General features: G+C 55.6%; 7 protein-coding genes. 6 read left to right on the top strand and 1 reads right to left on the bottom strand.

All coding sequences use genetic code 11. The features are described 5' to 3' along the window. Positions 1-163: 163 nt before the first annotated feature. Positions 164-1,165 (bottom strand): HTH-type transcriptional regulator GalR, encoded by a 1,002-nt coding sequence (gene galR, locus HA51_RS23705; RefSeq protein WP_034823157.1) that lies wholly within the window; start codon positions 1,163-1,165, stop codon positions 164-166. A 195-nt stretch (positions 1,166-1,360) separates the two neighbouring features. Here galR and HA51_RS23700 point away from each other — a divergent pair, with 195 nt between their 5' ends. The 6 genes from HA51_RS23700 to HA51_RS23670 all read left to right on the top strand — a co-directional run bounded on the left by HA51_RS23700 (position 1,361) and on the right by HA51_RS23670 (position 12,386). Further along, entirely contained in the window at positions 1,361-3,622 is a 2,262-nt protein-coding gene (locus HA51_RS23700; RefSeq protein ID WP_084937579.1) for a molybdopterin-dependent oxidoreductase, read from the top strand. A 286-nt stretch (positions 3,623-3,908) separates the two neighbouring features. Beyond that, complete coding sequence (locus HA51_RS23690) at positions 3,909-5,639, top strand: penicillin-binding transpeptidase domain-containing protein (protein WP_084937573.1); 1,731 nt, start codon at positions 3,909-3,911, stop codon at positions 5,637-5,639. A gap of 424 nt (positions 5,640-6,063) precedes the next feature. Next, complete coding sequence (locus HA51_RS23685; RefSeq protein WP_038645063.1) at positions 6,064-6,252, top strand: hypothetical protein; 189 nt, start codon at positions 6,064-6,066, stop codon at positions 6,250-6,252. A 282-nt stretch (positions 6,253-6,534) separates the two neighbouring features. After that, positions 6,535-7,671 carry an efflux RND transporter periplasmic adaptor subunit gene (locus HA51_RS23680; protein ID WP_084937570.1) on the top strand — a complete coding sequence of 379 codons (1,137 nt, stop codon included), beginning with the start codon at positions 6,535-6,537 and terminating at the stop codon, positions 7,669-7,671. Positions 7,672-7,680: 9 nt separating this feature from the next. Next, complete coding sequence (locus HA51_RS23675; protein WP_084937567.1) at positions 7,681-10,812, top strand: efflux RND transporter permease subunit; 3,132 nt, start codon at positions 7,681-7,683, stop codon at positions 10,810-10,812. 173 nt (positions 10,813-10,985) lie between these two features. Then, complete coding sequence (locus HA51_RS23670; protein WP_084937564.1) at positions 10,986-12,386, top strand: efflux transporter outer membrane subunit; 1,401 nt, start codon at positions 10,986-10,988, stop codon at positions 12,384-12,386. Positions 12,387-12,464 lie beyond the last annotated feature (78 nt).

The raw sequence follows: 12,464 nt of genomic DNA, 5'->3' as shown, positions 1-12,464 counted from the left end.
CGATAGACGAGTATCTGCACGCCAGATTGGGCATTGGGTCGATAGACGAGTATCCGCACGCCAGATTGGGCATCGGGTCGATAGACGAGTATCCGTGCACCACATTTTTCATCGGATCGAGAGGCCGTTTTCCGTAGGGTGCGCATTCATGCGCACCGGGAAATCAACCTGGTCCACTCACCGAATGGCGTCTTACCAACGTCGGGCTAAACATGTTGGTCACTTCCGGCATTTCGGTGCCGTTGGCTAGCGCCAGTGCCAGCTGTGCCGCCTGCTGTGCCATGGTGACGATTGGATAACGCACCGTGGTCAAACGCGGGCGCACATACCGCGACACCAGCACATCATCAAAACCAATCAGCGACATCTCTTCCGGCACACGAATGCCATTATCGCTTAACACCGCCAGCGCACCGGCCGCCATTGAATCGTTGTAACAGGCCACCGCTGTGAACTGTTTACCGCGCCCCAATAATTCAGTCATCGCCTGCTCGCCACCCACTTCATCCGGCTCGCCCCACGCCACTAAACGATCGTTAGACGGCAGTCCGTGCTCTTTCAGCGCATCGTAATAGCCTTGCAAGCGGTCTTCGGAGTCGGAAATCGGGTGAGTCGAGCAGATAAAGGCGATTTGCGTGTGCCCTTGCTGAATCAGGTGGCGTGTCGCCAGCCAGGCTCCGTAACGGTCATCAAGCGCAATACAGCGTGACTCAAAGCCTTTCAGCAGACGATTGAGCAGCACCATACCGGGCACCTGCTTCATCAGTACTTCTAAATCCGCATCAGGGATTTTCTTAGCATGCACCACTAAGGCGTCGCAACGATGGCGCATCAGTTGCTCAATCGCCTGGCGCTCTTTTTGCTCGATGTGGTAACCGTTACCAATCAGCAGGAAGTTGCCGGTGGCACCTGCCACTTCATCGACCGCTTTCACCATCGCGCCGAAAAACGGATCGGAAACGTCACCCACCACCAGCCCGAGCGTTTCGGTGGATTGCTGCGCCAGGGCGCGTGCGTTGGCGTTCGGGTGATACTGCAACTGCTCCATTGCCTGGGTCACGGCGAGGCGTGAACTCTCGCTGGCTTTGGGCGAATTATTGATGACACGGGAAACGGTCGCGACCGATACCCCTGCCATGCGGGCAACATCCTTAATGGTAGCCATGCGATTACTTGCATCCGGGAAAACGTTTACACATCCCCCCAGTGTTACGGAAAACACTACCTGTAGCAACCCGTCAGAATGCCAGCGCTGTCGCAAAAGCGCGGAAATTAAGGGGATTCAGCCAGCCTTTAGCACGCCAACCCCCTCATGGTATGCTGCTATCCATTATTACACCTGTCTGCCGGATCCATAACCATGAAAACTCGCGTGCCGCACCTGGCGCACTGGGGCGCTTTTACTGCCGTCACTGAAAATGATCGCCTGATTGGCTGCGATCCCTTTTTTGCTGACGCCGACCCTTCACCGATGCTCAATACCATCCCGGAACTGGTCTACTCGGATAAGCGTATCCGCCAGCCAATGGTGCGTCGTTCATGGCTTAAATCCCGCGAGAACAGCGACCGCACGCTGCGTGGACGTGAAGATTTTGTGGCCGTGGATTGGGATACCGCGCTGGACCTGGTGGCTGAAGAGAATCGCCGTGTGCGCGATCGCTATGGCGCTTCCGGTATTTTCAACGGTTCTTATGGCTGGTCTTCAGCGGGCCGCGTTAACCATGCACGTACTTTGATTCGCCGTTTCTATTTTCAGGGGGGCGGCGGTGTTGATCAGCAGGGTAACTACAGCTGGGGCGCGGCGCAGTTCTTCCTACCGTATGTGATTGGCACTTATATGCCGCTCACCGGCCGCGTTACCGATTGGCCAGATGTGGTTGAACATGCGGATATCTTTATCGCCTTTGGTGGGCTGGCCCTCAAGAATGCCCAGGTGGCTTCGGGCGGCGCTGGGCAGCACAGCCTGAAACCAGCACTGGAGCAGCTCACCGCCAAAGGCACACCGATTATCAACATCAGCCCGATGCGCGATGACTGCCCAGCCTTCGTCAATGCCGAGTGGATTCCGATTCGCCCGAATACTGATGTGGCGCTGATGCTGGCGCTCGGTTTTGAGATTACGCGTCGCAATGCGCTGGACGAAAGCTTCCTTGCCAGCCACTGCACCGGTTGGCCGCAGCTGCGTGAATATCTATTAGGTGAAAACGACGGACTCGCCAAAACGCCGGAGTGGGCGAGTGCCATCACCGGGATTCCGGCGGCGCGTATTGCGTTGCTGGCACAACAGCTGATTGGCAAACGCAGCTTTATCACCTGTTCTTACTCGGTACAGCGTGCCCATCGCGGTGAACAGCCGTACTGGATGATGATTGCGCTCTCCTCAATGCTCGGACAGCCAGGCTTGCCGGGCGGCGGCTTCTCCTTTGGTCACGGTTCGATGAACAGCGTCGGCAATCCGCGTCAGGAAGGGCCCGCGCCGATGATGAGTACCGGGCCAAATCCCGGCAACTTCTCGATTCCGGTGGCGCGCATCAGCGACATGCTGCTTAATCCCGGTCAGCCCTATAACTTCCAGGGCGAAACCCTGCACTATCCCGATATCCACCTGGTGCACTGGGCAGGCGGCAATCCTTTCCACCACCATCAGCAACTCAATCGCTTAGTTGAAGGCTGGCAGCGCCCGGACACCGTGATCGTGCAGGATATTGTCTGGACCCCGGCGGCGCAGATGGCGGATATCGTTTTACCGGCCACCACCACGCTGGAACGCAATGACATCGGTGGCTCCTCGCGTGATCGCTTTGTCTTTGCGATGCATCAGGCGGTGAAACCTCAGCATCAGGCGCGCAATGATTTCGATATTTTCGCGGATATTGCCGATCGTCTCGGTTATCGCGATGTGTTCACTGAAGGGCGCAATGAGATGCAGTGGATTGAACACCTGTATCAGCAGTGCGCGGTGGCCCATGCGCGCAAAGATATTCACTTCCCGGAGTTCGGTGAATTCTGGGAGCGCGGCTTTGTTGAGATCCCGGAAGGCGGTAAACCGTATGTATTTATGGACGATTTCCGCGCTAACCCGATCGCGCATCCGATCCAGACCGCCAGCGGAAAAATTGAGCTGTTCTGTCAGACTATTGCCGATTACCAGTTGGACGATTTCGCCGGTCACCCTGAGTGGCGTGAGCCGCAGGAGTGGTTAGGTGCGCCGCTGAGCGAAGATTTCCCGCTGCATATGATCTCAATACAGCCTTCAGATCGTCTCCATAGCCAAATGGACGCTACGGCGACGGTGCAGGCAAATAAAACCGCCGGGCGTGAAACCCTGTATATGCATCCGCAGGATGCGAGCGTGCGTAACATTGTGGATGGCGATGAAATTGAAGTCAGTAATACGCGTGGTCGTATGTTGGCAGGGGTACGGCTTACCGATGGCTTAACACCCGGCGTGGTGATTATCTCCACCGGCGCCTGGTTTGATCCCGGATTCGGCCGCGCATGGCAACCGTGGGACCGCGCGGGCAACCCGAACGTGCTGACGCTGGACATCGGCACCTCATCGTTAACCCAGGGACCTAACGCCATGAGTTGCCTGGTGGAAATCAAAAAACACCTGATGTGAATGGGGTGCTAACAATCTCACTGCTGGTTACATTTTGCGGGTAACTGTTGCGTTTGAGAGATGGTTTCCCATCGTGCCACCTTGCTAAAGTCAGGGTCCCAGAGGTATTGATGGGTGAACATCAAAAAGTTTTCTTGATTACACCGACCTGCGCAGATGCGCAGGTTTTTTTTGCCCGCACGTTTCGCTAACGAACTGATACACAGTTTTCCTGTCATCACGTCGTACCTTTCTTTATAACTGCAGTTAATAAGCTTGGATTACTCCTCTACCGCAGCGGAATGCTATGCCCCCGATTAAAAAATTTCTGGGAAAAGACCAGATTAAAGCCCCGTTTAACCCTTTTCGTTTTCGCCTGATTTGTCTGGGTGTGTTGAGCTGCATGGTCGTGTTGCTGATCTTCGTCGGTGACCTGCAACTGATTAAGCATCCGATGCTGGAACATGAGGCCGATCAGCGTTCGTTGCGCACCGTCACGTTGCCGACCAGTCGTGGCACATTGCTGGACCGTGACGGCCAGGCATTGGCGCTGAGCGTGCCGGCGCGAGACATCATTGCTGACCCCATGCGTGTGCTGGAAGCTAACCCCGATTTCAGTAATGCCAAGTGGACTTACCTTGCATCGGCGTTGAATTTGCGCCCGGAAGAGTTGCGCGATCAAATCACCGCGAATCCCAAGAAGCGCTTTCTTTACCTTGGCCGGAAAATTGAACTGGGCATTGCAAAAGATATTGCCGAGTTGCACCTCAAGGGCATCAGTTCGGTCTATAACGACAGCCGTTTCTACCCAATGAGTGAAGCGGCCGCGCCATTAATTGGCATTGTCGGTGCTGACAGTACCGGTCTGAATGGGCTGGAGAAAGGCTTTGATCATGTGCTGCAAGGCGAGCCGGGCAAAGAGGTTTATCGCCAGGACAAAGAGGGCAATATCGTGGCGATGCTGGATTATGAGCCGCCCAAACAGCCACCAACCGTTCAACTGAGCATTGATAAGTTTGACCAGTTCACGCTCTACAGCAAACTGCGTGATGGTGTATTGCTGAACAAGGCTGATTCGGGTGCGGCGGTGTTGATCAAAATTGATACCGGCGAAATTCTGGCGATGGCGTCCTATCCTTCGTTCAACCCTAACAACTACGAGAATGCCACACCCGCCCAGATGCGTAACACCGCGATCAATGACAGCTACGAGCCAGGATCGACGGTAAAACCTTTGGTGGTGTTAGAGGGATTGGAGCGTCATTTAATCCGCCCCGACTCCGTGCTGGATACCTCGCCTTACACGGTAAACGGCCACCTGATCCGTGACGTCGGCCATTGGCCGCGACTGACGGTGACCGGCATCCTGCAAAAATCGAGTGATACCGGCGCCTCACATATTGCGCTGGCAATGCCCGCCGACGCGCTGGTGAATACCTATCAGGCCTTTGGTTTGGGTAAACCCACGGGATTAGGCCTGACAGGCGAAAGCGTGGGGTATTTCCCGCTGCACCGTCAACGCTGGGCGGATATCGAACGTGCGACCTTTGCTTTTGGTTACGGCTTGCGTGTGACGCCGCTGCAAATCGCGCGTGAATACGCCACTTTAGGCAGCTATGGCATATACCGTCCTCTCTCGATTACCAAAGTGACACCGCCAGTGGTGGGCACCCAGGTGGCGAATCCAGTGACGGCAGAAATCGTGGTACATATGATGGAGAGTGACGTACTGCCGGGGGGATCTGGTTTACGTGCCAATGTGCCGGGCTATCGTCTGGCGACTAAAACCGGTACCGCTGAGAAAATGGGCACCACCGGCAAATATGATGGCGGCTACGTCAACTACACCGCCGGTGTTGCGCCGGCCAGCCATCCTGAAGTGGCGCTGGTGGTGCTGATTAACCATCCTACTGCGGGTGACCACTTCGGTGGTACGGTGGCGGCACCGACCTTTGGCAACATTATGGGGCCGGTGCTGAAGCATATGAACATCGCGCCAGATGCGATCTATAGCAAGCCACCTTCGGATAAATCTTAATAAAATCAGTGTGTAACTTTACAGTCGTGCTTTTCACACCTCGTTGCATTTCGCCGAATTCCGTTGCGATTTGCCGCTGTTATCTCTGATGGCTTTGAGCGACGATAAAAGTCCCAGAGGTATTGATTGGTGTGAAGATCGGCTGCTGCGGCAGCGATACCTGTCTTCAGGTATTCACCCTGTTCGGTTGCACCGACCCACGCAGATGCGTGGGTTTTTTTACCTGAAATTTACCGCTGAGCGAACTCGCTCACACCTCTTGTCTGAGTCTTAACACTTCCCCGCCAACATAAAAATATCTTGCCGTGTAACCTGCATGTAACGCACCGCGATGCCGCATTCCATTTCGGTTCGCCAGCCCCTGGCTGTGTTGGTAGCACGGCTTTGGGGCGTTTTTTATTGTCATTCGTTGAGGTTTGTCCCGATGCCAAAAACCAAAGACCGAACGCCTAAAGGCGAGGGCCGCTCCTCGGCGTTCCAGTTGCGTATTCATCCGGAGCTGCACGATCAGCTGCGTGAAGTCACCGAGGATGAAAACATCACGCTATCGTGCTGGTTGAAAGATCTGGCGCGCCGTGAACTGCGCCGAAGAGGGATTGAGCCTAAAGGTTAACGGTATCGCTAAAAATTTCGTCATGAATCCTGTGCGGTAATCCGGCGGTCGCCATAAATGGCGACCCTACAGACGACGTAGGGTGCGCATTTATGCGCACCATCGATAAAAACCCGCGAAAAGCTAAATTTCACAGCCATTTATGGCACGAAAGGTTTACCATTTTCCTTTGGAAAATATATTTTACGCAACCTTAACAACCGCCGTCTTGCTCCCTCCCTACAATGATTTTTTGCATGCCATCACATCAGAATTATTCCTCCTTCTATCCAGAGAAAAATTATGCGCCTGAAACTTCTTTCTGCCAGCGTGGTATTTTTACTGGCAGCCTGTGACCAGGGTGGAGCAAAGCCCGCTGCATCCGCCACACCCCAGGTGGGTGTCATTGCCCTAAAATCTGAGCCCGTTACGCTGGTGACTCAACTGCCCGGGCGCACCACTGCGGTTCGTACCGCGCAGGTGCGCCCGCAGGTCAGCGGCGTCATCGAGAAAATCCTGTTTACCGAAGGCGGTGAAGTGAAAGCGGGCCAGCCGCTGTATCAGATTGATCCGGCGACCTATAAAGCCGCTTATGACAAAGCCATGGCGACCTGGCAAAACGATGCCATGGTGGCAAAACGCTATCAGCCGCTGGCTTCTGCCCATGCCATCAGCCAGCAAACCTATGACGATGCGGTGGCCGCAGAACGTGAAGCGCAGGCCGATGTGGAAACTGCCAAGGTGAATTTGGATTACACGCTGGTGAAAGCGCCAATCTCGGGCCATATCAGCCGCTCGCTGTATACCGCTGGTGCGCTGGTGACCAACGGACAGACCGACTATCTCGCGACCATTACCCAACTTGATCCGATCTATGTCGATGTCAGTGAATCCTCCACCGATCTGCTGCGTCTGCGCCGTGCGTTGGCCGACGGCAAGATTGCCAAAGTGGATGACAATACCGCTGCGGTTGGCCTCTCTCTGGAAGACAACAGCCAGTATGGCCAGCAGGGAAAACTGGCGTTCTCGGAAGTGAACGTGGATACCGCCACGGGCACCGTGGTACTGCGTGCGGTGTTCCCAAATCCACATGACGAACTGCTACCAGGCATGTACGTACACGCCAGTTTCCCGCAGGGCATTCAGCAGCAGGGGATTCTGGTGCCGCAGGAGTCGATCATGCATGACTCGAAAGGCCAGCCGTATGTGTATGTGGTGAAAGGCGACAACACCATTGAGCAGCGCAGTATTCACACCGGTGAAATGATCAAAGGCGAATGGCTGGTGACATCCGGGTTGAGTGAAGGTGAAAACGTAGTGGTGAATAATCTGCAAAGCGTACGTGCTGGCGTTAAAGTCACCACCACTGCGGCAAACACCAATGACACCCCATCCGCGAGCGCGGTCAGTCTGTCGATGACTGACGCAGCGGCACAATAAGGGGGCGGTATGTCTAAGTTTTTTATTGAACGCCCGATATTTGCCTGGGTTATCGCGATTATCGTGATGCTGGTGGGCGGGATTGCGGCCATCAGCTTGCCGGTCAATCAGTATCCCAATATCTCACCACCGGCGGTGTCGATCTCGGTGACCTATCCGGGAGCCAGCGCCGAAACCACGCAGAACACCGTGGTGCAGGTGATTGAGCAGCAGCTGAACGGCCTGGATGGCTTGCGCTATCTGGAGTCAAGCAGTGCTTCGGACGGCAGTGCGCAGATCATCGCCACCTTTAACCAAGGCATTAATCCCGATATCGCTCAGGTACAGGTGCAAGACCGTGTATCGCTGGCGGAGTCACAGTTGCCCACCGACGTGACCCAACAGGGTATCCGCATCCGTAAGTACCAGAAGAACTTCATGATGGTCATCGGGCTGATCTCCAAAGATGGCAAGCTCACCAACGGCGACCTCGCCGACATGCTAGTGTCGAAACTGGAAGACCCGATCTCCCGTACGCCAGGCGTCGGTGACTTTATGGTGCTGGGCTCGGAATATGCCATGCGCATCTGGCTCGATCCCGCCAAGTTGTACAAGTACAACCTGATGCCGAGTGATGTCTCCACCGCCATTGATAACCAGAACGTGCAGGTGTCATCCGGTTCACTCGGTGGGTTACCGACCATTCAGGGCGCGAAAACTCAGGCCACGGTACTGGGTAAAACACGCTTCACCACCGTACAGCAGTTTGAGAATGTGCTGCTCAAGGTGAACAGTGACGGCTCACAGATTCGCTTGAAAGACGTTGCCAGCGTGGCGCTCGGTCCGCAAGCCTATGGCATTGACGCGACCATGAATGGTCAACCGGCGGCAGGTATAGCATTGCGTCTGGCCACCGGCGCTAATGAGCTGGATACCGCCAAAGCGGTGCGACAGACCATTGCCGATCTCAAAGACTCACTGCCGGATAATGTTGAAATTCAGTATCCGTATGACACCTCCCCGGTGGTCAGCGCCTCGATTGAAGAAGTGGTGAAAACGCTGATCGAAGCGGTGGTGCTGGTGTTCTTCGTGATGCTGCTCTTCCTGCAAAACCTGCGCGCCACCCTGATTACGACCCTCGTGGTCCCCGTGGTGCTGCTCGGCACTTTTGGCATCCTGTCAGCCTTCGGTTACAGCATCAACACCCTGACGATGTTCGGCATGGTGCTGGCAATAGGGCTATTGGTGGATGATGCCATCGTGGTGGTGGAGAACGTCGAGCGTGTGATGCATGAAGAGCACCTCGATCCGAAAACCGCCACCATCAAGTCGATGCAGCAGATACAGGGCGCACTGTTTGGTATCGCGCTGGTGCTGTCGGCGGTACTGCTGCCCATGGCGTTCTTCTCCGGCTCGACCGGGGTTATCTACCGCCAGTTCTCTATCACCATCGTTTCGGCGATGGCGTTGTCGGTGATCATGGCGCTGATTTTCACTCCTGCGCTGTGCGCTACCTTACTCAAACCTGCAGCGGCGGAGCATAAGACCACCGGTTTTGCCGGTTGGTTTAACCGTAAGTTTGATAGCGGCGCGATGCATTACACGCGCGGCGTCAGCAAAGTCATTTCCCGTCGCGGCCTGTTCCTGGTGATCTACCTGGTGATCGTCGGCGTGACGGGCTTTTTGTTCACGCGTGTACCGACCACCTTCCTGCCCGCAGAAGATCAGGGTTTGATGATGGTGCAGATGACGCTGCCGGTTAACTCTTCTTCACAGCGTACCCAGCAGGTGATCAACGACCTTAATGCGTATCTGCAGAAGAACGAAGCCTCGGTGGTCACCACCACCTTCGGTGTCGCGGGCTTTAACTTTGCCGGTCGTGGCCAGAGTAACGCCATGGCGTTTGTGCGTCTGAAGGATTGGGGCGATCGTACCCACAGCGGACAGAGTGTGCAGGATCTGGCAAATCGCGTGATGGCGCACTTTGCCAATTACAAAAACGCCAAAATCTTTGCCATGGTACCGCCTGCGGTCATGGAGTTGGGTAACGCCACCGGTTTCGATCTCTATCTGCAGGATACCGGCGCGCATACCCACCAGCAGATGATGGCTGCCACGCACCAGTTAATCGATCTGGCCAATAAAGATCCGCATCTGGCGCAAGTACGTATGAACGGGCTGGAAGATGAGCCGCAGTATCAGCTGGAAATTAATGACGAGAAGGCCAGCGCACTGGGTCTGAGCATGACCGATATCAACAACACGCTGTCGGTAGCGTGGGGTTCCAGCTATATCGATCAGTTTATGTATAACGGCCGTGTGAAAGAGGTGTACCTGATGGGGAAAGCCGATTCGCGCGTCACGCCGTCCGATCTCAATAAGTGGTACTTCCGCAATACCAGCGGCACCATGGTGCCATTTTCCGCCTTCGCCAGCGGCAAGTGGGTTTATGGCTCGCCACACTTCGAACGCTTTAACGGCCTGACCTCCGAAGAGATCCTTGGATCGCCAGCGGCCGGACAGAGTACTGGTGAAGCGATGAAAGCGGTGGAACAGTTAGCGAAGCAGTTGCCAAAGGGCTTCCGTGTGCAATGGTACGGCATCTCTTATGAGGAGCAGGCGTCAGGCAACCAGACCACGCAGCTATATATCATCTCGATTCTGGTGGTGTTCCTGTGTTTGGCAGCGCTGTATGAGAGCTGGTCGATACCGTTCTCGGTGATCATGGTGGTGCCGCTCGGTATTCTCGGGACTATCAGTGCCGTTCTGCTGCGAGGGTTGCAAAACGATGTGTTCTTCCAGGTGGGCCTACTCACCACGGTCGGACTGGCGGCGAAAAACGCCATTCTGATTGTGGAGTTTGCTAAAGAGTTGCATGAACGTGAAGGCAAAACGCTGGTTGAGGCGGCGGTGGAAGCAGCCAGACTGCGCATCCGTCCAATTATCATGACCTCGATGGCGTTTATCCTCGGCGTGTTGCCGCTCACCATCTCTAACGGCGCAGGTGCCGGTAGCCAGCACTCGATTGGTACGGCGGTGGCGGGCGGTATGATCACCGCCACCTTCCTCGCCATCTTCTTTGTGCCGATGTTCTACGTGGTGGTGTCGCAGTTCTTCGCCCGTAAGAAAAAAAACGCGATCGTCGCCGAAGAGAAACCGTAAGCCGCTGATTGGTCGCCATAAATGGCGACCCTACATGTGTAGGGGGCGCATTTATGCGCCCCTTGCTGATGGCCGCAGAGAGTGGATGACGCATTTATGCGCTCCTTGCTGATGGCCGCAGAGAGTGGATGACGCATTTGTGCGCCCCTTGCTGATTACCGCAGAGAATAAACATGAACACTAAAACTTTCCGTATGGCGCTGCTGCCGCTGGCCATGGTGCTGGCGGGCTGTACGCTGGCACCGCATTACAGTCGCCCATCAATGCCAGTGGATGCGAAATACGATCAGCCTACGCCAGTGGGCAACGTGGCAGATTTGCCGTGGCAGAACTTCTTCAGCGACGCCACGATGCGCAATCTGATTCAGCTGTCGCTTGATAACAACCGCGACCTGCGCGTCGCGGCATTGAATGTCGAAGAAGCCCAACAGAGTGTGACGGTGCAGCGCGCCGCGTTAATGCCGTCGATCAACGCCACGGCGAGCCAGACTTCGGCGCATGAACCGGCTAACCTCTATAACACCAAAACCACCGGGGCGGTGACCTATCACGAGTTGAACGCCGGACTGGGCGTCACCTCGTGGGAGCTGGATTTCTTTGGCCGTCTGCAGAGCCTGCGTGATGAGGCGCAGGAGACCTACCTGTCTACGGCGGCCACTGAACGCGCCACCCGCATCTCGCTGATTTCGGAAGTGGCGACGGCCTGGCTGACCTTGAGTTCTGATAACGATCTGCTGCACCTGGCGCAAAACACGGCGAAAAGTCAGCAGGAGTCCTATCGTCTGACGCAACTCAGTTATAACGGCGGCGCCAGTAGCGATCAGGATCTGGCCCAGGCAGAGAGCACCGTGCGGGCTGCTCAGGCGGATGTAGCGAGCTATACACGTCAGGTACGTCAGGACGTGGATGCACTGCGCTTGCTGGTGGGCACCGATCTCCCCGCCACCTTGCTGTCTCACGCTACGCTCGATGCCAACTGGCAATTCCCGGCCACGCCTGCGGGCTTGCCGTCGGACCTGTTAACGCGCCGTCCGGATATCATGGCGGCGGAACACAGCCTCAAAGCAGCGAATGCCAATATCGGCGCGGCGCGTGCCGCCTTCTTCCCGAGCATCACGCTGACGGCCTCCGGTGGTTCCACCAGTAGCTCGCTCGGCAGTTTGCTGGGCGGCGGCACGGGTGCCTGGTCGTTCGTGCCATCGATAAATCTACCCATCTTTGACGGCGGCAAAAACGAGGCTAACCTCAACATAGCGCACATCGAGAAACGCATTGAAATTGCTGACTATGAGAAGGCGATTCAAACCGCATTCAAAGAGGTGAATGATGCGCTGGCCGGTCAGGATACCTGGCGGGATCAGCTGACAGCGTTGCAACAGGAGGTCGGCGCGAATCAGCGCGATTACGACTATTCCGAAATGCGCTTTAAGCAAGGCGTAGACAATTATCTCAATGTATTAGTGGCCCAGCGATCGCTTTACAGTTCGCAGCAGTCGCTGATCAGTGCGCATCTGGGCCAGCTGAGCCAGAAAATCACCTTGTATAAAGCGTTGGGAGGCGGTTGGAAGGCCTGAAAGCCTTAACGTTACCCTTACGGTTTCTCCATGGAAATTCCATGGCACTTCAGCTGATAATACAAGCAGTGATGATTT

It is taken from the genome of Pantoea rwandensis, assembly GCF_002095475.1.
Classification (GTDB): domain Bacteria; phylum Pseudomonadota; class Gammaproteobacteria; order Enterobacterales; family Enterobacteriaceae; genus Pantoea; species Pantoea rwandensis.
This window is presented reverse-complemented; position numbering and strand designations above follow the sequence as displayed.